This window comes from Phenylobacterium sp. (assembly GCF_035569475.1).
Classification (GTDB): domain Bacteria; phylum Pseudomonadota; class Alphaproteobacteria; order Caulobacterales; family Caulobacteraceae; genus Phenylobacterium.
Genome location: NZ_DATMNA010000121.1, coordinates 1 through 21,225 on the forward strand (window position 1 = coordinate 1; position 21,225 = coordinate 21,225).

A 21,225-nucleotide genomic window follows, 5' to 3' on the forward strand; every position below is an offset into this window, starting at 1 on the left:
GGTCGGCCCAGAGGCGGCTGAAGAAGATATGGCCCGCAATCGCGCCGGCCTCCTCGGCGACCAGTTCGAAGATGGCGTCCTCGTCGGCGCGCAGCCGTTCGACCAGCCGCGCCTCGTCGGCCCGCCCGAAGGCGGCGGTCAGGATCTCGGCGATCGCGGCGCGGTCGCCGGGCCTGGCGTAGCGGATCATCGCCTCACCAGACGCCGATCTTCTCCGCCTCGTGGTGGCTGATCGGATGGTGGGCCTTGCGGTGGTCTTCCTCGGCCAGGAAGCGCACCGCCTCCAGCGCGGCCATGCAGCCCATGCCGGCGGCGGTGACCGCCTGGCGGTAGATGTCGTCGGTGACGTCGCCGGCGGCGTAGACCCCCTCGATCGCCGTCGAGGCCGAGCCGGCCTTCACCTTCAGATAGCCCGAGGCGTCCATCTCCAGCTGGCCCTTGAACAGCTCCGAGGCCGGAGCGTGGCCGATGGCGACGAAGACGCCGTCGCAGGGCACGGTCCGCGTCTGGCCGGTCCGCACGTCCTTCAGCCGCACGCCGGTGACGCTCACCGGATCGGCCTGGCCCACCACCTCGTCGATGGCCGCGTTCCAGATCACCTCGATCTTGGGATGGTGGAACAGCCGCTCCTGCAGGATCTTCTCGGCGCGGAACTCGTCGCGGCGATGCACGACGGTGACCTTGGAGGCGAAGTTGGTCAGGAACAGCGCCTCTTCCACCGCGGTGTTGCCCCCGCCCACCACGACCACCTCCTTGCCGCGGTAGAAGAAGCCGTCGCAGGTGGCGCAGGCCGAGACGCCGAAGCCCTGGAAGGTCTGTTCCGAGGCCAGGCCCAGCCACTTGGCCTGGGCGCCGGTGGCGATGATCAGGGTCTCGGCCAGCCACACCTGGCCGCTGTCGGTGGTCAGCCGGAACGGCCGCTTCGACAGGTCGGCGCTCAGCACGATGTCGTTGATCACCTCGGTCCCGACATGCGCGGCCTGGGCCTGCATCTGCTCCATGAGCCAGGGGCCCTGGATCACCTCGGCGAAGCCCGGATAGTTCTCCACGTCGGTGGTGATAGTGAGCTGGCCGCCGGGCTGGATCCCCTGGATCAGCACCGGGTTCAGCAGCGCGCGCGCCGCGTAGACGGCGGCGGTGTAGCCGGCCGGGCCGGAGCCCACGATCAGGCAGCGGACGGCCCTTGCGTTGGAGTCGGGACGGGGTTCGGAACGATCTTCAGCCATGGCCTTTATGTAGGTGCGATTCTGGAGCGCCGCATGCAAGACGAATTGAAGACCGCCGGCGTCATCGGCCTGGTCGGAGCCGCCGTGGGCGCGGGCGTGGCCCTGGGCCTCGGCCTTCGCCTGTTTTCCGCGGTGGCCATGGTGGGCCTGGGCACCGGCGTTGCGCTGGGTCTGGTCGCCGGGAGCCGGCCGAAGGCCGTGGGCGAGTCGCCGCCGCCGTCTTTGCTCTGAAAACCGGCTTAGTTAACGCGCGTTTCAGCCACCAGGCCTAGACTGCCCGGCGATGAGCGCCTCGCCCCATATCGAGATCGCCGGCCGCCGGATCGGCGCGGACCAGCCGCCCTACGTCATCTGCGAGCTGTCGGGCAATCACAACGGCAGCCTGGAGCGCGCGCTCAGCATGATCGATGCGGCCGCCGCCACCGGCTGCGATGCGATCAAGATCCAGACCTACACCGCCGACACCATCACCCTCGACGTGGACCGGCCGGAGTTCAGGATCACCGGCGGCCTGTGGGACGGGCGCAGCCTGCACGAGCTCTACCGCGAGGCCCAGACGCCCTACGAGTGGCACGCCGCCCTTTTCGCCCGCGCCGCCGAGCGCGGCGTGACGCTCTTCTCCAGCCCCTTCGATGAGACCGCCGTCGACCTGCTCGATGGCCTGGGTGCGCCGGCCTACAAGATCGCCTCCTTCGAGGCCGTCGACCTGCCGCTGATCCGCTACGCCGCGGCCAGGGGCAAGCCGCTGATCATCTCCACCGGCATGGCCAACCTGGCCGAGATCGAGGCGGCCCGGACGGCGGCGCTGGAGGGCGGCGCGGCGGGCGTGGTGCTGCTGCACTGTGTCTCCAGCTATCCGGCCGACCTCGCCGACGCCAACGTCCGCACCGTCGCCGACATGGCCCGGCGGTTCGACAGCCCGATCGGCCTCTCCGACCACACCCACGGCTCGGCGGCCTCGGTGGCGGCGATCGCCATGGGCGCCAGCGTCATCGAAAAGCATTTCACCCTGGCCCGTTCCGATGGTGGCCCGGACGCCGCCTTCAGCCTGGAGCCGGTGGAGTTCACGAGCCTGGTGCGCGACTGCAAGGACGCCTGGACGGCGCTCGGCCGCGCCCACTACGACGTGCTGGGCTCGGAGCGCGCCAACCGCCAGTTCCGCCGCTCGCTCTACGTCACCGCCGACGTCAGGGCCGGCGAGCCCCTGACGCGGGCCAACGTCCGCTCGGTGCGGCCCGGCCACGGCCTGCCCCCGGCGCACCTGGACGAGGTGCTGGGCCGACCCGCCGCCCGCGACCTGGCGCGCGGCGAACCGCTCGCCTGGGACATGCTTGGATAGCCAGAAGTTAACCGCGGATTCAGCCAAATCGCGGCCTGATATTTCCCGTTTCCGGGAGATCGTCCGATGAACGCCATGCCGAAGCCCCGCGACCTCGAGCCGTCCCTGGCCGAGGCCGTCGTCGAGGACTTCATCCGCGACGGCGCCCATCTCTTCCACGAGCCGCTGGAGACGCGCGCCTGCGCCGAGCTCCTGGCCCGCATCCGCGCGACGCGCGACTTCGGGGCGAACCTGTTCCTCAGCGAGGCCGAGTTCGACGCCGATCCGCTCTACACCGGCGTCAATCCGCGCCCCGGCCGCAACCTGCTGGAGGGGCTGGAGGACGGCCTGGGCTTCGTCGAACGGGCGCCCCAGATCGTCGAAGGGATCACCGCCCTGCTTGGCCCCGACTACGAGATCCTCAACAAGAAGGTGGTCTGCGGCGTGCCCGCGGCCTCCGTGCCGGAATGGCTCCGCCAGCGCATCCTGGGCAACCCGGTGAACAACCTGGGCGCCTATGTGCGACCGCAATACCGCGACGTGACCTACTTTTACGGCATCGACTTCCACCAGGACCTGATCGACTACAAGGCCCGCGAAGCCGACTTCCTGACCCTCTACGTCTACCTGCACCCGGTGACCCGCGCCGACGCGCCGCTCTACCTCCTGGAGGGCAGTCACAAGCTGGGCGGCTCGGTCTTCCCGCACAACCTGACCCGCATCGGGGACACCGACTGGCTCTACCGCAACGGCGAGCACGGCGAGGTGGTGGCCCGCCAGAAGGTCCTGACCGGCGCTGCCGGCTTCGCCGCCATGTGGCACGCCTGCACCCTGCACGGGACCCAGCCGGACGCCGCCGACCACGAGCGGATCTCGTTGCGCTACCTGGTGGCGCGCCGCCACGGCGGCCCCACCGGCCTCGACGCCGTCAACGCCCGTCTGCAGGGCCCCTTGAGCCTCACCGACACCCGCGCGGACCTCGCCGCCGACGGCTCGGCGGCGATCAAGGCCAACACGGTCAACCGGGCCTGAGGGCGGCTAGCTGGCCTTGTCCAGCCAGCGCTGGAACATGCGCCGGTAGTCGGCCTCCAGGCGGCGCGTGAAGCCCACTTCGTCGCGATAGGGCGAGGCGTCGAACGCCGGCCGGATCGTGGCGCGCAACCGGTCCAGGGCCGCAAAATCCTCGGTCAACGCCAGCGCCTTCTCCACGTAGGCGCTCCAACTGTCGGCCACCAGCTCGTCGAGGCCGCAGGGCAGCAACAGCGGCAGCGGAGTGCGGGCGTAGAAGTCGTCGCCCTTCAGCACGAGCACCGGCGTGCCGTTGGCGATGGCGTCCACCGTGGTGGTGCCGCCCGGAACCGGCGAAGGATCGAGCGCGAGGTCGATGTCGAGGAACTCCCGCGTGTAGTCGGCCCCGGTCGTATGGCCGCGGAACTCCAGCTGGTCGGGCCGCACCCCGTGCATCGCGAACCGCGCCTGGGTCACCCGCTGCAGCACCGGGTCGACGAACAGGCCGTACTTCAGCACCAGCCGGTCGTTCGGTCGGGCCTTCAGGATCGCGCCCCAGGCCGTGACTGTGGCGTCGTTCAGCTTGGCCGGGTTGTTGAACGAGCCGAAGGTGACGTAGCCGTTCTTGAGCGCCGGCGTGGGAACCGGCTCGTGCCGGTCGGGGCCAGGGCGATAGGGCGCCATGATCTCGCCCGTCCGCCAGATCTCCTCGGTGAAATAGGCCTCGGTGCCGGGGACCTCCATCGAGTCGGCGTGCATCACGTAGTCCATGCAGGTCAGGCCCGTGGTCTGCATGAAGTTGATCCAGCCGAGCTGAATCGGCGCGGGCCGCAGGGTGAACATGCGCAGACGGCTGCCCGCGGTGTGGCCCCAGACGTCCACCAGCACGTCGATCCGGTCCCGGCGGATCAGGGCGCAGACCTCCTCGTCGCTCAGGTCGCCGATCCGACGCACGGTGCAGATGTCCGGCAGCGGGCCTTCGGCGGCGGGATCGGGCGAATAGAGGAAGACCTGCACCGCGGCCGGATCGTGCGCCTCGAAGACGGGCACGGTCGAAGGGGCCACCTGGTTCTTCGTGAAGCTCGGGCCGACGTAGCCGATCCTCAGGCGCCGGTCGGCGGTGCGGGAATTGGCGAAGGGCGGCGGCGGCGTGTGCGGCGGCGGCGCATAGAGCTCGCCCCAGCGCCGGCTCTCGGCGGAGACCCGCGCCATCCGGTCCTCGACATAGAACAGCGGGTAGAGCAGGAACTGGTGCACCGACGGGATGGAAAACACCTCGGAAGCGGCGGTGAAGACCTCGATGGACTCGGCGATGCGCCCCTGATGCTGCAGCGACAGGCCGTAGCTCACCATCAGGTTCGGATCGAGGTTGTCGAAATCCAGGGCGCGGCCGAGGCTGTCGCTGGCCGCGGCCATCAGCTTGTGCGCGTAGCAGTTGCGGCCGATCTGGGCGGCGTAGGCTTTGTCGATGCGCAGCCGCGCCACGTCGACGTCGTGGGCCATGAGCTGGACATGGGCGTGCAGGCCGCGGGCGTCGGCGAGGAGGCTCGCCGCCTGGTCGGCGGCCCCCGCCGCGCCGGCGGCGCTGGCCAGCCAGTAGCGCGCCTCGTAGTCGGCAGGCTCCTGTAGGACCCGGGCCTGCAGCCGGGCGATGGCCGCGGCCAGATCTCCGGCCCAAAAGGCCGCGACGCCCGCCGCCAGGTCGTCGGTGTCGCCCTGAAGGGACGTCTGCGCGCTCATGAGTCTCTCCGGGTCATGCGCCGCGACTATCCAGGGGCTCGATTGAGGAGCCGTTAACCATGCCGAACCTGATCGCTCAGCGCCGCCAGGTCGTCGTCGGCGAGACGCTGCAGGATCGAACCGCCGGCCCCGGCCCAGGGGTCGAGGAACACGAGCTCGACGCTCGCGGCGGCGAAGGCGTCCGGGTCGTAGAGCTCGCGTCCGCCCGGCGCGTTCAGATAACGCGTGGCGCCGAGCCGCCGCGCGATCTCCAGGATGCGCTCCTGGCCCCGAAAGCTGGGCGGCACCCCTAGCGATGACGAGCGGACCACGTTCCAGGCGAGTCCCAACTGCGCCGACGCCTGCTCCAGCAGGCCCGCGATATAGTCGACCGGCCGGCCCTCCAGTCGGCGGACCTGGTCCAGCAGCGCGGCGTGCGCTCCGCCGCGCGAAGCTACGGGGAAGGGGCGCAGGCGCTCGGCCATCGCGCCCGCCGCGCCGTCCGCGAACGCCAGGTCGGCGATCAGCACGCCCTGCGGCGCGGGCGTCAGAGGCAGGGTGATCCACTGCTCCTGCCCCTGCGCGTCCATCAGCTTGTTGCGATGGACCCAGCCCCGCCGGGGGAACTGCACGCAGTCGTAGATGACGAACAGGTCGGTCTGGGCGATCAGCCGGAAATAGCCTGCATAGGGCAGGAAGTAGGGCTGCATGATCGCGATGGCCGTCATCGCCGGCGGGACTCAGTCGCCGGTCGCGTCGGGGAATATCCGCGCGATGTCCGCCGCCTTGGGGAAGTCGGGAACCATGAGGTCGGTCCGGTACGAGTATTTGTAGGGCGTCGGGTAGCCGTGCTCGACATAGGTCGGCTCTTCGGCGTTGTTGTAGCGGGTGCTGAAGGCGATCCGCACCAGGCCGTCGCCGGCTTCGCCCGTCCGGTGGACGAGGAACGAGGAGAAGGCGACGACGTCTCCGGGCTGCATCGGCAGCGACAGGTAGCTGTCCTCGGTGATGCGGGGATCGCTGACCGTGGGGGTCATGATGTGTTCGACGGTGTCGAGCAGGCCCATCAGGTGCGATCGGGGGACCACCTGCAGGGGGTGGGAGGCCTCGCTGACCGGCGTGGTGGGCGCCCACAGGACGACCGAATCCAGGCTGCCCTGCATGCTTCGCCAATCCTGGTGCGGCGGGGATTTGTGGTAGCCGCCGGGAATCCGCAGGGCCTCCGACATGATGTGGTTGGACAGCCGGGTGGAGACCACCGGAAAGCCGATTCCCAGGTCGCGGACCAGCGCCAGGATGGCGTCGCCGGCCATCAGCCGGTGCGCCGAGGGCAGCATCTGGGTCATCCGGGCCGTGTTGATGTAGGTCTCGACATCCACGGCCAACAGGCGCGCGGCGTTGGCTTGCCAGGCTTCGCGCGAAGGGCCCCGATCGACCGGCAGGCCCAGGCGGCGGAGCTGCAGGGCGAAGAGCTCGCCCATCTCGGCGTTGATCGCCTCGAGGGCCGCGGGGTCGAGCACGCCGCGGGCGACGACATAGCCATCACGCAGGAAGGCGGCGCGGTCGGCGCGGGCGCGCGTTCCGGCGCCGTGGAGGCGGACAGGCTCGGTCATTCAGGTGTCTCCGGCGCCTGGCGCGGCGCAGATGGCGTAGATGCTGGCGCAGAGGTCCGGATAGAGCCCGCCCAGCTTGAAGCAGCCCTCCAGGTAGTCCTCGCCGATGGCCCCGCTGGCCAGCAGCTTGTCCAACTGGAAGTTGGCGAAAGGCTTGAAGAACACCCCGCCTGTCTCCACCGCGCGCAGGCCCGCCTCATGGACGTGCGCGGCGAGCGCCGGCAGGTCGTAGGTCCGCCGATGGCCATGGTCGAACTCGCCCGGCGTCACGGCGGTGGGGTGCGAGATCAGGCCCATGGCCACGGCGATCTGGCGCGAGGCGGCGTTCGCGTTGGGCACGACCACGAAGAGGCGGCCCGTGGGAGCGAGCCAGGTCCCGATGCGACGCAGCATCTCCACCGGCTCGTCCAGATGTTCCAGGGTGTGGGTCAGGAAGATGGCGTCGAAGGGCTGCGCGGGCTGGAAGTCCTCGAAGCGGCTCAGCACGAAGCTCACCCGCGCCGGCGCGGCGGTCCGCGCGACCGCGATCAAGTCGCTGGAGCCCTCGACCGTCGTCAGGTCCTCGTAGATCGCCGCCAGCCGCTTGGTGAACTCCCCCTCGAAGCAGCCCATTTCCAGCGCGCGGCCGGCGGGCAGCTTCCCTTCGAAGGCGCGCAGCATGTAGCCGTGCATGCGGTAGTCGAAGTCGTAGGCGTACTTTCGCGCCTCGGTGTCGGCGAATTCGCGGTTCAGGTCGCGGGCGGCGGTCATCCCTGGTCGCCCCGGTACATGCGCCGCTCGGGCGGCTGGTACCATTCGTCGAGGTTGGCCGGGACGCGGGCGTTGTAGCCGACGACCTGGCGCGTGTAGGGGCGAAGCTGCGGGCCGGCGTCGTAGCCCAGCGCGCGCGGATAGTCGAACTGCTGCTTGATGAACGGCCGGCAGTACATCGGCGTGACCGACCGGCGGGTGCGGTCGGTCGTGTTGTCGCCGCCGGCGTGCCAGACGTTGGAGTTGAAGACCAGGACGCTGCCGGCCGGCCCCACGGCCCGCTCGGCGCGGGCGTAGAAATCGTCGTCCGCGGGCTTCGCGGCCGCCTTGTGCGAGCCGCTCAGCATGTAGGTCGCGCCGTTGTCGGGCGTGAAGTCGTCCAGCATCACCAGGGTGTTCAGCAACAGCGGCATGTCGCCGGAAAAGGAGCGGATGTCGCGGTGGACGCGCTGGGCGTAGTTGGTCCGGCCGCGGGTGTTGATCGCCCCGCCGTAGGAATTCAGGATATAGCGGCCGCCGAAATAGGCCTCGTAATAGGGATCCAGCGCTTCGCTCTCGTCGAGGTAGTCCAGGAAGCTCGGCCGGATGCCGATCAGGTGGTGGACCGTGCGATCGGCGTCGGTGGCCACGCCGTTCTTCTCCTGGACCGAGCGGCAGACCTCCCAGGCCGCCTCCAGGTCGTCGGCCATCCGCTGCGCCATGGCCGGGCCGACGGCGGCCTCGAAGACCGCCCAGCCGCGTTCGGCCATGCGTTCGTTGAACTCTTCCAGGCTGAGGCTGAGCTTCATGTCAGGGTGACCAGCGACTTGGACGGATAGAACTGGCACTTCTCGATCTTGTAGGGGCGGTCGCGGAAGGCCTCCTTGAACGCGATGGCCTCGCCCGGCGCGCCGGCCCAGGTGAGTTCGTCGAACAGCAGGACGCTGCCCGGCATCATGTGCGGCAGGATCGCCTGTAACGCCGCCGCGGTCGGCTCGTACGGGCCCATGTCGAAGAAGGCGAAGGCCACCAGGGTTTCCGGGTGGTCGGCGAAATACTTGGGCGCGGTTTCGCAGACGTCGCCGGCGATCAGCCGGTGGTTGCCCCGCAGGTGGCCGAAGGCGTTCATCCCCTCGTGAACCTGCAGCAGTTCGCCGAGATAGTCGGGGTAGGTCCGGCCGGTGTCGTAGCCGCCGTGCGTCTCGGTCGACTTGGCCGCCATGCCGGCCTCCTCCGGATAGCCGGAGAAGGTGTCGAAGCCGATGATCGTCCGCTGCTTGTTGAACGGCTCGTGGATGGCGCGCAGGTTCTCCAGCAGCACCAGGTTCTGGCCGCGCCAGGTGCCGAACTCGATGAGCGCGCCCGGGATATGCTGGATGCGCCGATAGACGTCGTGCAGCACCAGGAACTTCACCAGCAGCGAACTGCGGACATAGAGCCCGAGGTTGAACATCAGTTCGTCCGGCGCCAGCGGCGAAGCCTGCATCATCTCGCCCAATCGCGCCCGAAACCCGAAGGCCTCGCCCTGGGCGGTGGTCGCCTCGACGGCCGCTTCGTCGCTCATGCGGGCTCCTCCAGCACGGCCCAGCCGAAGCCGGTGCGGCCAAATCCATTGCCGTTGAAAAACATGACGGTCCGGCCGTCGATCTGGGTCACGAAAGGATAGCAGGTCATGGTGGAGGCCCAGTCGGCCTGGCCGATCGGCAGGCCGCAGGCCTCGTCCATCCGCCGCCAGTCGAGGCCGTCGACGGATTCCGCATAGCCGATCCGGTAGGCGCCCGCGCCGTCGCGGTAGTCCTCGGAGTTCCGAAAGCAGTACCACATGCGATAACGCTCGCCGTCGCGGATCACGGTGGGATGGGAGAAGGCCTCACGGTCGTGCGCCGGCGGGATGCAGAGGCGGTTGGGCCTGTCCCAGCTCACCCCGTCGGCCGACGAGGCGTACTTGATGACATAGACGGGCTCGAACCTGCCCTCGACCTCCACCCAGCGGACGCCGGAGATGTACCACATCCGCCAGAGATCCCCTTCTTTGAGCAGGGAGGGCGTGACGGCGATGTAGGGCTCCAGCGGACTCCGATCGAGGACCGGGCCCTCGTAGAGCCGGCGAAAGCTCGAGCCGTCGTCGTCGCTGACCGCGATGCCGACGGAGTTGCGGTAGGGCACGGTCACCCCGCGGTTCCAGCCGCTGTAGTAGAGCAGAACCCGCCCGTCCTCGCCGCGCACCGGAAAGCTCGGCATGGCGCCGTCATCGTCGAAGGTCCCAGGCGCCCCGAACGGCAGGATCGGCTCCTTGTGGTGGTAGACCACCCGCCCGAGGTCCGCACGGTCCACGTCCAGATAGGTGGTGTAGCTGCGTCCATCGGCGAAGCGGTCGGCGTAGAAGATGCGGACCTTGTCCTCATAGGCCAGGGCGGTCGGCACCTGGGCGTGGGTGCCGGCCCAGTCGTGTTCGGAGGGATCGAAGATTCGCCCCATGATGCGCCAGCCCATCCCCGCGGCCTCAGATCGACCGGAGCCGGTCGCTGGTGACCTTGGCGGCCTGTGTGGCGGGTCCGACGAAGACGGCGTTGTCGGCCGAGGATTGCAGGATCAGGGTTCCGGCGCCGATCACGTTGCGAGCGCCGATGTTGATGTTGTCGCGCAGGGTGGCGTTCACGCCGATGAAGGTTCCGGCCCCGATTTCGCAGTTGCCGGAAATCACGGCGTGGGAGGCGATGAAGCAGTTGTCGCCAATCCGGCTGTGGTGGCCGATGTGGTTGCCCGACCACATGATCACGTTGCGTCCGATGGTCACGAACGGCTGGATGACGTTGTTTTCCATGATGATCGTGTTGGGTTGCATCACCAGCTTCGACCAGGCGCTGGCGCGCGGGCTCAGGTGGCTGGTCAGGGCGTAGCCCTTGCCCTCCGCTTCGGCCACCTTGGCCTCGCGCAGCTTGTTCACGCCCTTGAAGCTGACCGCCACGAACATCTCGTGGGTCTCGGGCGGATAGCGCCGCTCTATGTCCTCGAAGTCGACGACCGGGACGCCCAGCACCTCGTCGGCGGTGCGGAAGGCGGCGTCGACGGTGAAGGCGACGACGGTCCGGCCGCCTTCCTCGGTGAGGTAGTGGTGGATCACCTCCGCGACCTGACCCATTCCGAAGATGACGACGTCCCGCATGGCATGCGCCCTAAGACAACTGGAAGAAGTCTCGCGGGGGCCGGCTACGATAGGGTTAACGGCCGGCAGGATTTCTACAGGGCGTCCCGGAGGGCGGCGGCCACGCGGGCGATCTCATGGTCCTCCATGTCGATGGAGAATGGCAACCCCAGCGTCGAGCCGGCCAGGGCCTCAGTGACCGGCAGGGCTTCGCGCCGGCAACCCGCGAAGGCGCGGCTGGCGTGGCAGCCGCCGCCCCACCACTGGCGGGTGTCGACGCCGTGACGCCGCAGGCGTTCGGCGACCTGATCGGCTGCGCCGCGCGGCAGGCCCACGGTGCAGACGCTGGTGACCCAATCGGAGCCCCAGCCGGGCTGGAACGTGACCTCGGGCAGCCCGATCAGGGCGATCCGCAGGTGCTGGGCCGTACGCATCCACCGCAGGCGGTCGCCCGGCCAGCCGTCGAGCGCCGCCAGGCCCACGGCGGCGGCGTATTCGGAGAGCTTGGCATTGGTGGCGGGAATCAGGCTCTCGCGGCTGCCTTCGAAGCCGAAGGTGGAAAGCTTGCGCACGCCGGCCGCCAGGGCGGCGTCTTCGGTGGCGAGATAGCCGCCCTCGCCAAGGCCCAGCACCTTGGTGGCGTGCAGGCTGACGACGGAGGGCAGGCGCGCGTCGGAAAGGGTGTCGAAACAGGCCGCGGCGTCCACCAGGACCGGCACGCCGGTGCGCTCGCGAAACGCGATCCAGGCGTCCAGGTCCGGCATCGCCCCGAAGGCGCAGACCGGGATCGCCGCGACGATCTCGCCGTTCAGGTTCGGGGCCAGAGCCTCGACCCGCGCCGGGTCGAGCATCCAGGTCGCCGCGTCCACGTCCAGGAACCAGGGCCTCAGCCCCGCCTGGATGACCGCGTGGGCGGTGGCGACGAAGGTCCAGGCGGGCAGCGCCACATAGCCGCCGGGCGCCAGGTCCATGGCCCTCAGGGCGAGCGACAGGGCCTGGGTGGCGTTGGCCACGGTGATCGCCTGTGTCGGCCGCGCGAACCGTGCGGACAGGCGCTGCTCGAGCTCCGTGAGCAGGGGGCCGAAATTGGAATACCAGCGCGCCTCGTCGAGGCGCTGCAGGTAGGGCAGGATCGTCTCGGCCGCGGGCAGGCGCGGGCGCGCCACCGCGATGGGCGCGGCCTGCGGTTGTTGCTGCGGTCGTGCCATGGGAAGCGCCACGCGCCGATCCTCCGGAAAACTCCAGCCGGCACGGCAACATGCTTGCGGTTAACGACGGATTAGGGCGGGCGAAGTCCCCTAACCGCTCCTGGCCGCGATCAGCCTCAGAAAGGTCTCCGCCACCCGTGGCGCGCCCAGGCCGTCGCAGAGTTCGGCGCTGGCGGCGGCCAACTGGCGGCGCAGGCCCGTGTCGGTGGTCAGCCGCCTCAGCGCCCGGTCGAAGCCGGCGTCGAAGGCCGGGTCGCCGGCGTCGAGGGTGAGGGCCGCGTCGCGCTCGGCCAGGGTCCGGGCCGCAGCGCGCTGGTTCTCGGCCAGCACGATCATCAGGGTCGGCAGGCCCAGGGCGCAGCGTTCCCAGGTGGAGGATCCGGCCGCCCCGATGGCGATGTCCGCCTCGGCGGTCAGCCGCGCCATGTGCGGGCTGTCGACGTGCAGGACGATGCGGGTGTCGCGCCGGGCGATCTTGCTCAGGCTGGCGAGGCTGGGCGCCTCGGCGCCCAGGACCACATCGATGCCGACCTCGCTGACCTTGGGCCGCAGGCGCTCGACGACCCGCCCGGTGATCCCGTCGACATCGGTGAGGCCGAGCGAGACCAGCACCCTGCCCACCGGCTCGCCGCGCCAGCCGAGCGCGGTCTCGCGCAGGGCCGCGAACTCGGGCCGCACCGGCGCGTACTGCGGCCCCAGCAGCAGGCGCACGCCCTCGGGCGTCAGGCCGTCATAATCCTCGGCGCGCCGCGCGGGGCCGGAGTCGAGCAGCAGGTCCGCGCCCAGCGGCCGGTCGGCGAGGTCGTCGATCACCAGCACCGGGCGGCCCTGGGCGATGGCCCGATGGTCGTCCTCGGACAGCCCGTAGTGGTCGAAAACCACGGCGTCGAACCGCGCCTCGCGGGCCGCGTGGGCCAGATCGCCGGACGAGGTGGAGGCCGCAGGCGTCCGCGCGGTCTCCGGCGCGAAGGCCGCCAGGATCGCCTCGACCGGCGGCGGGGCGACGAACCGGCAGGCGGCGCCTTGGCCGCTCAGCGCCCCCGCCAGGGTGAGCGAGCGCATGACATGGCCGCCGCCGACCGTCGGACCGGCGTCCGCGACGAACAGGATGCTGGGTCCGCTCATGACCGACGTCTCCCACACGAATCGAGCCCGACACCCTAGGCGCAAACGCAAAGGGCCGCCCCGAAGAGCGGCCCCCGCAAGATCAGGACTTTGTGGCCGTCAGATGAAGTCGGTGGCCAGGACGTCGGTCAGCGACCTGCCGGTCAGGATGATCGCCTCGTCCGCCGAGGTGATGTGGTGGTCGCCGGTGGTGTCCACGAAGATGATGACATTGGCGCCCACCTGGACCGCCGCGTACTTGTCGGTTCCCCCGTGCGCCGAATTGATCTGGGTGTCGGCGGTCGTCATGGCGGCGCTGAAGTTCGAGGCCGTCAGGGTGTCGTTGTGGTAGAAGCCGACCCCGGTGCCGACCGCGCCGCCGCCGCCCGTGAACTGCAGCGAGTCGGTGTTGTTCCAGTCGGTGATCGAGACGATCCCGTTCGCGCCGGCGCTGACCAGCGAGTCCGCCGCGGCGAACTTGAAGGTGTCGCTGCCGCCGCCGCCGCTCAGCACGTCGGCGCCGCCGTGGCCGACGATGATGTCGTCGCCCGCGCCGCCGGTGATGGTGTCGGCGGCGGTGCTGCCGGTGATCGAGTCGGCGCCGTTGCCCCCGTCGATCAGCGAGCCGACCGTGCCGGCGGTGATGGTGTCGTTGCCGTCGCCGCCCTGCACCGCGCCCTGGCCGGTCCAGGTGATGCTGTCGTTGCCGGCGCCGGCCGAGATGACGTCGGTGCCGCTGCCGCCGGTGATGGTGTCGGCCCCCGCGCCGGTGGCGATGCTGTCGTTGCCGGTGACGGTGTGGACGTCGATCTGGTTGCCGCCGCTGCCGCCGGTGATGGTGTCGCCGCCCGTCGTGCCGCTCTCGGTGGCGGTGTTGCTGCCCTCGCCCAGGCTGACGACGTTCACACCGCTGCCGCTCAGGGTGACGGTGTCGTTGCCGCCGCCGGTCACCAGGGTGTCGTGACCCGCGCTCTCGACGAGGGTGTTGTTGCCGGCCCCGGCGTTGATCGAATCGTGGCCGGCGCTGGTGATCGAGTCGTTGCCCGCGCCGGTGGTGATGGTGCTGGTCCCGGCCGCGGTGACGGTGTCGCCGCCGTCGCCCAGCGTGATCAGGCCGGAGCCCGTGACCGTGTTGGCGCCGGCGCCCGCGGTGATGGTGTCCGAACCGCCCCCGGAGATGATCGTGTTGGCGCCGCCGCCGGCGGAGATATTGTCGTCCCCGGCCCCGGTCGTGATGCTGTCCGCGCCCGCACCCGAGGTGATGGTGTCGCCCAGCGCGCCGGTTCCGGTGACGGTGTTGGAGCCGTCGCTGACGTTGATCGTGTCGCCGCCGACGCCGCCGATGACGGAGTCGTTGCCCGTACCCGTGTTGACCACGTCGGATCTGTGCGACGCGCCGAGGGTGATGGTGTTGCCGTCATTGCCGCCGGTGATGGTGTCGGACCCCGCGCCGCTGCCGACGTAGGTGTTCGCGCCCGCACCCAGGTCGACAAGGTTCTTGCCCCCGGCGTCGGTCACCTTGTCCGCCCCGGCGCCCGCCGAGATGGTGTCGTCGCCCGTGCCGCCGGCGATGGTGTCGTCGCCGTTGCCGCCGTCGAGGGAGTCGCCGCCATTGTTGCCGGTGAGCTTGTCGTCGCCATCCTCGCCGGCGAGGGTGTCCGCGCCAGTCGAGCCGGCCGCGTTGATGGTGTCGTCGCCCAGGTTGCCGTCCAGGAAGTCGGCGGCCGAGCCCGTGGTGGCCGAGATGCTGTCGTCGCCCTTGCCGCCCAGGATGGTGTCGGCGTTGGCGCTGCCGATGATGGTGTCGTTGCCGAGGTTGCCCTGGGCGAAGTTGGTGGCCGTCGCCGACTTGCCGGCCGCGGACATGTCGATGCTGTCGTCGCCCTGGCCGCCGAAGATGGTGTTCAGGCCCGTGCTGGCGACGAGCGAGTCATTGCCCTGGTTGCCTTGCAGCAGGTCGTTGCCGCCCGTACCGCCCGACAGGGTGTCGTCGCCGCCGCTGCCGAACAGGGCGTCCGAACCGGCCGTCCCGGTGATGGGCCCGTCGTTGCCGTTCGTGCCGATGAACAGCTCGGAGGAGTCAGGGAAGAGGAAGTGGCCGCTCGCCGCCAGGCCGCGGACCGCCGCGCCGTCGTTGGCGAAGACCACGCTGTTGCCGCCGAAGGACAGGGTGACGCTGGGCGGGCCGTTGAAGGTCAGCGGATTGAACAGCACCGTCGCCTGCGAGGCCGAGCCGGTGCGGAAGATGATCGTGTCCGTCGCATTGTTGAACGCGTCGGCATTCGCCTGCGTCATCTGATCGAAGAAGAAGGTGGCCACGTTGATTTCCCCGACTCAAAAAGTTTGCGCCACCATGCCGCGATGGTGTTGCGAAAGTCTTGCCAACTTGCGGCCTTGTTTACCATCACGCAAGCCGCGCTATCGGGGAGTCAGGCGGACTTTCTCGCGTCGAAACGGTGCAAAAGCTCTCGCGCGGCGCGGTTTGTTTCGTCGAGCGGGGGATAGCGCCAATCGCCGAACCGCCCTTCGAACGGCTGGGCGATTCCGCGCCGTTGCAGGTCCAGGTGAAATCGCCCGAACTTCCCGCCCCCGCCGGCCATGCGCAGGACGTGAACCGGCTTGCCCGTCGCCGCCGCGTCGGTGGCGAGGTTGGTGGAGTCGCCGGTGACCAGGATGGCGTCGGCGGCGGCCAGGAAGGCGAAGTAGGGGTTCTCGCCCTCGCCGTCCCAGATCCAGCCGGGCAGGTCCGCCAGGCCCTGCGTCAGGATCGCGCGGGCCGCGGCAGGGGTGCGTCGGGTGAAGCTGAGCAGCAGCGAGCCGCCGGCCGCGCGCACGGCCCGGGCGACCTCGGCGGCCATGGCCCTGGCGCGCCTCGGCGGCAGGTCGTGGGTCTTGGACTTGCCGCCGACGATCATCGCCACGCGCGGGTGCGGCAGGGCCTCGATCCGCGGCCCGAACCGCGCCAGGTCGCGGCGGAAGCCCTCCGCGTGCAGCCGGTTGGGGGCGCCCACGATCGGCAGGACGTTGTCGCCGGTCAGGCCGTCGTGCGCCGGCGGGACCACCAGGTCCAGGGCGGCCACGGCGCCGCGCGGATCCTGCGTCTGGACCACGAAGGTCTTGCCGCCCGACCAGCGGCGCATGCGGGCGGAGAGCGGCAGGGTGGCGCGCCCGGCGCCGATCCAGATGTCCGGCCATGGCGGCGCGATGGGACGGTCGGCGCTGAGCGCCCAGAGCGGGATGGCCCACCAGGGCAGGCGGCCCAGGCCCCATTTCCAGCCGATCCGCTTGACGGCGATCTCCGCAGAGCGCTCGCGCGCAACAGCCTCCGCCAGGCCCAGCACCTGGGCCTCGATCCCGACGCGCCCGTCCGAGACGGCCCAGATCGTCAGCGGCGAAGCAGACCCCCCGGTCATCAGGCGTGGTTCAGACCCACTCCACCTTGGTGATCTCGTAGGCCTTGACGCCGCCGGGGGTGTTCACCTCGACCACGTCGCCGCTCTCCTTGCCGATCATGGCGCGCGCAATCGGCGAGGTGATCGACACCCGGCCCTTGCGGACGTCGGCCTCGTGCTCGCCGACGATCTGGTAGCGGGCCTTTTCCTCGGTGTCCTCGTCGATCACGCTGACGGTGGCGCCGAACTTCACCTGTTTGCCCGAAAGTTTCGAGACGTCGATCACCTGGGCGCGCGCCATCTTGTCCTCGATCTCGGCGATCTGGCCTTCGATCCAGCCCTGGCGGTCCTTGGCGGCGTGGTATTCCGCGTTCTCCGACAGGTCGCCGTGCGCGCGCGCTTCGCCGATGGCGGCGATTACAGCCGGCCGTTCGACGGTCTTCAAACGCTTCAACTCTTCGTCGAGGGCATGGTAGCCCTCGGCGGTCATCGGGACTTTATCCATGAGGGTGGTGACTCGAGTTCGCCCTAAGTTGGAAGTTCGCAAATGCCGGCCGCGGGCGCAGGCGTCCGGGGGGAAAGAGGATAGAATTGTGCGCCGCAAAACGCAAGGCGACCCGTAGCCGCGCTCCATGAACGCCGCTGCGAGTCGATCCGCGAAGTCTGACGAACCTTTGCGACCTGATCGTGACCCTCGTCGTCACGCCGCGGCCGCCGGCCGGGTCTGGCGCGGATCGTAGAAGAATCGTTCCTCGGCGATGCGCTCGCCCTCCCAGCGCTGCAGGGTAAGCTCCTCCATGACGATCGGCGGGCCTTCGGCGGGCGTGAAGGTGAAGCGCCAGCGGATCACCACCTTGTCCCCGTCGACCAGCAGGTCGGTGACCGGGTCGGTCCGCATGTGGGCGAACCGGGCCATGGTCGCCTTCTCGTCGGCGATCAGCCGCTCCAGCCCGACGCGCGGCGCCTGCTGGTTGTCCTGCATGGTGGCGTGCGGATGGTAGAACTGCTCCAGCGCCTCGACGTAGCGGGCGGCCTCCACAAGGGCGACAAAGGCCTGGACGCGCTCGCGGGTGGGCATTTTGCAGAGGCTCCTGGGGTGGCGGGAGAGGTGGGCGCGCCCTAGCTTAGGCGCAACCCCCTGCGTCGGACGATCTGGAGACCTGAACCCCATGGCGAGGCCCCGCGGCATCACCCTGTACCATTCGCCGGCCAGCCGCGCCTTCACCGCCTACTGGATGCTGGAAGAGCTGGGCCTGCCTTTCAAGGTCAAGACCATCGACATCCGCAAGGGCGAGCAGAAGTCGCCAGCCTATCTGAAGCTCAATCCGGCCGGCAAGGTGCCCACCCTGACCGACGGCGAGGTCGTGGTCAGCGAGAACCCGGCGATCGCCATCTACCTGGCCGACCGCTACGGCTATGGGACCCTCGCGCCTCGGATCGAGGACGCCGACCGCGGCGCCTACCTGAAGTGGATGGTGTTCTCCACCGCCGTGGTCGACCCGGTCGCCACCCTGCACGAGAAGAAGATCGACCTGCCTGGCTTCGACTTCAGCTTCGGCGCCTTCGACGACATGGTCGCGGTGCTGACCGGCGTGCTGAAGGATCGGCGCTACCTGCTGGGCGACCGCTTTTCCGGGGCCGACGTGGTGCTGGGCGGCACGCTGTCGCGCCTGCTCTACCGGAAGGTCCTGCCCGAGGTTCCGACCCTGCTGGACTACAACGACCGCCTCACCGAGCGCGGGGCCTACCACCGCGCCGCCGACGCCACCTGGCCGGGCCAGTTCTACGCCGCCCTGGCGTAGGAAGATCCACGAACCCTTCAGTGCCGCAGGACGATCTTCCCGAAGTGCTGGTTGCGGGCCATCTTGCCCATGGCCTGCTCGACCTGGGCGAAGGCGAAGACCTCGTCGATCGGCATCTTCAGCCGCCCGGCCGCCAGCGGCCCGCCGAGGTCTTCCGAGGCGCGGCGGTTGATCTCCCCGATCTCATCCAGGGTGCGGGTGCGGAAGGTGACGCCCAGGTAGTGGATGCGGCGTAACGCGTGCAGGTCGGCGTTGAATTCGCTGCGCATCCCGCCCAGCCGCCCGACGTTGACGATCCGGCCCTCCAGCTTGGCGGCGCGCATGTTGCCGTTCACCACCCCGCCGGACACCTGGTCGACGATCAGGTCCACGCCGACCCCCTTGGTGAACTCGATCACCTGGTCCACCCAGCCGTCGTCGGCGGAGTCGACCGCGAGGTCCGCCCCGTAGTCGGCCAGCCTGGCGCGCCGCTCGGCGTTGGTGGACGAGCCGATCACCGCGCCTGCGCCCAGCACCTTGGCGATCTGCAGGCCGAGGATGCCGACGCCGGACGACGCGCCCTGGATCATCACCGCCTGGCCTGGCTCGAGCTTGCCGACGGTGACGATGGCGTCGTGCATGGTCCTCAGGCCCACGGGAAAGCAGGCCGCGTCCTCGAAGCCCATGGCGTCAGGGATCGGCAGAACGTGGGCGGCGTGGGCGACGACATACTCGGCGAAGGCGCTGGCGCTGGCGCCCATCACCCGGTCGCCTTCCTTGAACTCGGTCACGCCGGGGCCGACCGCGTCTATGACGCCGGCCCACTCCGAGCCCAGCACGGCGCCGATGCCGCCGCGCGCGCCATGCAGGGCGCCGGTGGCCATGCCCAGGTCGACGCGGTTGAGCCCATTGGCCTCGACCTTGACCGACACCTGCCCCGGCCGCGGCGAGACCTTCGGCGTGTCGCGCATCGCCGGGCCCTGGTCGGTGAGGATATAGGCCTTCATCTTGCGCGCCCCTTCGCGGCGGGCGGCAGCCGCGGTCCATCCGCCGGGGCGGCCACCTGCGCCGTGTTCAGGGTCATCGAGACCAGGTCGTAGTAGCCGCTCAGCGCCACCAGATCGACGACGCCCTGGTCGCCCAGCAGGCTCTGAGCAGCGGCGTAGGTCGAATCGCTGACGCGGTGGGTGCGGCGAAGCTCGGTGACGAAGTCGTAGACCGCGGTCTCGTCGGCGGCCATTCCGGCGGGGCGCCGGCCCCGGGCCAGGTCAGCGGCGATCGCGGGCTTCAGCCCCGCCTTGATCGCCAGGGGATAGTGCGCCGACCATTCGTAGTCGGCGTCCCAGGCGCGCGCGGTGATCAGGATGGCGAACTCGTTCAGCCGCGCCGGCACGCTGGAGTGGAAGCGCAGGTGCTCGCCCACCTGCTGCAGCTTGTCGGCGAGCTCGGGGCTGCGCAGCCAGGCGTTGAACGGCCCGCCGAGGCTCTTGCGGGGGCCGGCCACGATCGCCTCGGCGACCTTGCGCTGGGCCGGCGTCATCTGGTCGGGCGCGAGGGTCGGGAACCGCTCGGCCGCGCCCGCGGCGCCGGCGGCGACGCCCAGTCCCATGGCGGCGGCGAAGACCGGGCCGGTCGCCTTGCCCATGATGCTCGTCTCCTAGTCGCTGAGGCTCATGACGGCCCCGGTCAGTTCGGCCGGTTCCGGCGGTTCGTAGACGCCTTCGATGAAGTCGAACATGTCCGGCGAGACTTCGATAGCGAAGCTTTCGCCGCGCACCACATTGCGGCCCGAGACCCGGGCCCGGCGCACCTCGGCCGGGGCGTCGACGAAGTGCCATTGCAGCGGCAGGTCCGTGGCCTCGGCGATCTGGCGCACCCGCTCGCGGTCGGCCTTTCGCATCAGCCCGATGTCCAGGATCACCGATGTGCCCGCCGCGATGGTTCCGGCCGAGACCGACCAGATCTGCGCCTCGCAGCGGCCGACTCGCTCCAGCATCCATTCATATTGGATCGGCTCGGGCATGTCGGCGCCGAAGAGGCGCGCCATCCAGTCGTCGAGGATGAAGGCCACCGCCTTCTCCCGCCGCGCGAAGGCGTGGGCGTAGGTGGTCTTTCCCGCGCCGCAGGGGCCGAAGATAACGTTCAGGGTCGCCGTCATGGTCCGGTCTGCTAGCGGACCGTGAGCCCGCCGTCGATCACCAGTTCCGCGCCGGTGACATAGCGGCTCTCATCGCTGGCCAGCCACAGCACGCCGTTGGCGATGTCCTGCGGAAGCCCCTTCACGCCGAGCGGCACCGCCATGGCCGACATGGCGTCCAGGTCGGGCGGCGCGTTGGCCCCGGGCGTCTCGGGATTGAGGATGCTCATCCAGATCGGCGTCTCGATGATCCCCGGATGGACCGAGTTCACCCGGATGCCGTCTTTGGCGTTGGCGCACTCCATGGCGACGGCCTTGGTGAACAGCCGCACCCCGCCCTTGGTGGCGCAATAGCCGCCCAGGATCGCCGAGCCCTTCAGCCCGGCGACCGAGGACATGTTGACGATGCTGCCGCCGTCGCCGGAGGCGCGCATCAGCGGGATCGAATGCTTCACGCCCAGGAAGACGCCGTCCAGGTTGACCGCGGTCTGGCGGCGCCAGTCGGCCAGGCTCATCTCGACGACCGACCCGCTGATCGCGATGCCGGCGTTGTTGACCAGGATGTCGAGGCGGCCATGCCGGGCCTTCACCTGGGCGATCACCTCTGCCCAGGCGGCCTCGTCGGTGACGTCGTGATGGAGGTAGGCCGCCCGGCCGCCGGCGGCCTCAATGGCGGCCACGGCGTCGGCGCCCCGTGCATCCTGCACATCGGTGACCACGACCGCCGCGCCTTCCGCGGCCAGGACCTCGGCGCAACCGCGCCCGATGCCGCTCGCCCCGCCGGTGACCAGCGCCACCTTGCCCGCAACGCGCCCCGCCATGTCCGTCCTCCTCTTTTCGTTGAA

General features: G+C 69.9%; 24 protein-coding genes. 4 read left to right on the forward strand and 20 right to left on the reverse strand.

Translation table 11 applies throughout. From position 1 onward, the window contains the following. Together VNW53_RS19085 and trxB are read right to left on the reverse strand one after the other, a co-directional pair. A partial coding sequence (locus tag VNW53_RS19085; protein ID WP_325557598.1) for a hypothetical protein occupies nucleotides 1–190 on the reverse strand: 190 nt, incomplete at its 3' end. 4 nt (nucleotides 191–194) lie between these two features. After that, complete coding sequence (gene trxB / locus VNW53_RS19090) at nucleotides 195–1,226, reverse strand: thioredoxin-disulfide reductase (RefSeq protein WP_325557599.1); 1,032 nt, start codon at nucleotides 1,224–1,226, stop codon at nucleotides 195–197. A gap of 33 nt (nucleotides 1,227–1,259) precedes the next feature. On the opposite strand from trxB, the gene VNW53_RS19095 reads away from it, so the two are divergent. From VNW53_RS19095 to VNW53_RS19105, 3 genes are all read left to right on the forward strand, one after another. After that, the gene (locus tag VNW53_RS19095; RefSeq protein WP_325557601.1) at nucleotides 1,260–1,457 is read left to right on the forward strand and encodes a hypothetical protein; all 198 of its coding nucleotides are present in this window, start codon (nucleotides 1,260–1,262) and stop codon (nucleotides 1,455–1,457) included. A gap of 52 nt (nucleotides 1,458–1,509) precedes the next feature. Then, on the forward strand, nucleotides 1,510–2,565 hold the full coding sequence (pseI, locus tag VNW53_RS19100; RefSeq protein ID WP_325557603.1) for a pseudaminic acid synthase: 1,056 nt from the start codon (nucleotides 1,510–1,512) through the stop codon (nucleotides 2,563–2,565). A 66-nt stretch (nucleotides 2,566–2,631) separates the two neighbouring features. Continuing rightward, entirely contained in the window at nucleotides 2,632–3,576 is a 945-nt protein-coding gene (locus tag VNW53_RS19105) for a phytanoyl-CoA dioxygenase family protein (protein WP_325557605.1), read from the forward strand. Nucleotides 3,577–3,582: 6 nt separating this feature from the next. On the opposite strand, the gene VNW53_RS19110 is transcribed toward VNW53_RS19105, so the two are convergent. The 14 genes from VNW53_RS19110 to VNW53_RS19175 all read right to left on the reverse strand — a co-directional run bounded on the left by VNW53_RS19110 (nucleotide 3,583) and on the right by VNW53_RS19175 (nucleotide 17,540). After that, nucleotides 3,583–5,292, reverse strand: coding sequence for a hypothetical protein (locus VNW53_RS19110; protein ID WP_325557606.1), 1,710 nt, complete (start codon nucleotides 5,290–5,292; stop codon nucleotides 3,583–3,585). Between the two features lie 53 nt (nucleotides 5,293–5,345). Continuing rightward, nucleotides 5,346–5,999 (reverse strand): WbqC family protein, encoded by a 654-nt coding sequence (locus VNW53_RS19115; RefSeq protein WP_325557607.1) that lies wholly within the window; start codon nucleotides 5,997–5,999, stop codon nucleotides 5,346–5,348. A gap of 12 nt (nucleotides 6,000–6,011) precedes the next feature. Continuing rightward, entirely contained in the window at nucleotides 6,012–6,884 is an 873-nt protein-coding gene (locus VNW53_RS19120) for a phytanoyl-CoA dioxygenase family protein (protein ID WP_325557609.1), read from the reverse strand. Next, the gene (locus VNW53_RS19125; RefSeq protein WP_325557610.1) at nucleotides 6,885–7,634 is read right to left on the reverse strand and encodes a class I SAM-dependent methyltransferase; all 750 of its coding nucleotides are present in this window, start codon (nucleotides 7,632–7,634) and stop codon (nucleotides 6,885–6,887) included. Continuing rightward, entirely contained in the window at nucleotides 7,631–8,422 is a 792-nt protein-coding gene (locus tag VNW53_RS19130) for a phytanoyl-CoA dioxygenase family protein (RefSeq protein ID WP_325557611.1), read from the reverse strand. Before VNW53_RS19130 ends, VNW53_RS19125 begins: the two co-directional genes overlap by 4 nt. Continuing rightward, on the reverse strand, nucleotides 8,419–9,177 hold the full coding sequence (locus tag VNW53_RS19135) for a TylF/MycF/NovP-related O-methyltransferase (protein WP_325557612.1): 759 nt from the start codon (nucleotides 9,175–9,177) through the stop codon (nucleotides 8,419–8,421). Before VNW53_RS19135 ends, VNW53_RS19130 begins: the two co-directional genes overlap by 4 nt. After that, a complete protein-coding gene (locus VNW53_RS19140) occupies nucleotides 9,174–10,106 on the reverse strand; it encodes a hypothetical protein (RefSeq protein WP_325557613.1) in 933 nt (310 codons plus the stop codon). The genes VNW53_RS19135 and VNW53_RS19140 overlap by 4 nt, the downstream gene beginning before the upstream one ends. 10 nt (nucleotides 10,107–10,116) lie before the next feature. Then, complete coding sequence (locus VNW53_RS19145; protein ID WP_325557614.1) at nucleotides 10,117–10,779, reverse strand: acetyltransferase; 663 nt, start codon at nucleotides 10,777–10,779, stop codon at nucleotides 10,117–10,119. 74 nt (nucleotides 10,780–10,853) lie between these two features. Then, nucleotides 10,854–11,978: a DegT/DnrJ/EryC1/StrS family aminotransferase gene (locus VNW53_RS19150; protein WP_325557616.1), complete on the reverse strand. Its 1,125-nt coding sequence runs from the start codon at nucleotides 11,976–11,978 to the stop codon at nucleotides 10,854–10,856. A 78-nt stretch (nucleotides 11,979–12,056) separates the two neighbouring features. Next, nucleotides 12,057–13,091: a UDP-2,4-diacetamido-2,4,6-trideoxy-beta-L-altropyranose hydrolase gene (pseG, locus tag VNW53_RS19155; RefSeq protein WP_325557618.1), complete on the reverse strand. Its 1,035-nt coding sequence runs from the start codon at nucleotides 13,089–13,091 to the stop codon at nucleotides 12,057–12,059. A gap of 99 nt (nucleotides 13,092–13,190) precedes the next feature. Next, nucleotides 13,191–15,389 (reverse strand): calcium-binding protein, encoded by a 2,199-nt coding sequence (locus VNW53_RS19160; protein ID WP_325557620.1) that lies wholly within the window; start codon nucleotides 15,387–15,389, stop codon nucleotides 13,191–13,193. A gap of 110 nt (nucleotides 15,390–15,499) precedes the next feature. Next, nucleotides 15,500–16,483 carry a mitochondrial fission ELM1 family protein gene (locus tag VNW53_RS19165; protein ID WP_325557622.1) on the reverse strand — a complete coding sequence of 328 codons (984 nt, stop codon included), beginning with the start codon at nucleotides 16,481–16,483 and terminating at the stop codon, nucleotides 15,500–15,502. A 10-nt stretch (nucleotides 16,484–16,493) separates the two neighbouring features. Next, entirely contained in the window at nucleotides 16,494–16,967 is a 474-nt protein-coding gene (greA, locus tag VNW53_RS19170; RefSeq protein ID WP_325557623.1) for a transcription elongation factor GreA, read from the reverse strand. A gap of 195 nt (nucleotides 16,968–17,162) precedes the next feature. Then, entirely contained in the window at nucleotides 17,163–17,540 is a 378-nt protein-coding gene (locus VNW53_RS19175) for a nuclear transport factor 2 family protein (protein WP_325557625.1), read from the reverse strand. Nucleotides 17,541–17,631: 91 nt separating this feature from the next. Here VNW53_RS19175 and VNW53_RS19180 point away from each other — a divergent pair, with 91 nt between their 5' ends. Further along, nucleotides 17,632–18,264, forward strand: coding sequence for a glutathione S-transferase family protein (locus tag VNW53_RS19180; RefSeq protein WP_325557626.1), 633 nt, complete (start codon nucleotides 17,632–17,634; stop codon nucleotides 18,262–18,264). A gap of 17 nt (nucleotides 18,265–18,281) precedes the next feature. Here the strand turns inward: VNW53_RS19180 and VNW53_RS19185 are convergent, their stop codons facing one another. The 4 genes from VNW53_RS19185 to VNW53_RS19200 are packed head-to-tail and all read right to left on the reverse strand — an operon-like array spanning nucleotide 18,282 to nucleotide 21,201. Then, nucleotides 18,282–19,250 carry a quinone oxidoreductase family protein gene (locus tag VNW53_RS19185; protein WP_325557627.1) on the reverse strand — a complete coding sequence of 323 codons (969 nt, stop codon included), beginning with the start codon at nucleotides 19,248–19,250 and terminating at the stop codon, nucleotides 18,282–18,284. Next, nucleotides 19,247–19,888 (reverse strand): carboxymuconolactone decarboxylase family protein, encoded by a 642-nt coding sequence (locus tag VNW53_RS19190; protein WP_325557629.1) that lies wholly within the window; start codon nucleotides 19,886–19,888, stop codon nucleotides 19,247–19,249. Before VNW53_RS19190 ends, VNW53_RS19185 begins: the two co-directional genes overlap by 4 nt. A gap of 12 nt (nucleotides 19,889–19,900) precedes the next feature. Beyond that, nucleotides 19,901–20,401 carry an ATP-binding protein gene (locus VNW53_RS19195; RefSeq protein WP_325557631.1) on the reverse strand — a complete coding sequence of 167 codons (501 nt, stop codon included), beginning with the start codon at nucleotides 20,399–20,401 and terminating at the stop codon, nucleotides 19,901–19,903. A gap of 11 nt (nucleotides 20,402–20,412) precedes the next feature. Next, entirely contained in the window at nucleotides 20,413–21,201 is a 789-nt protein-coding gene (locus VNW53_RS19200; RefSeq protein WP_325557633.1) for a glucose 1-dehydrogenase, read from the reverse strand. Between the last annotated feature and the right edge of the window lie 24 nt (nucleotides 21,202–21,225).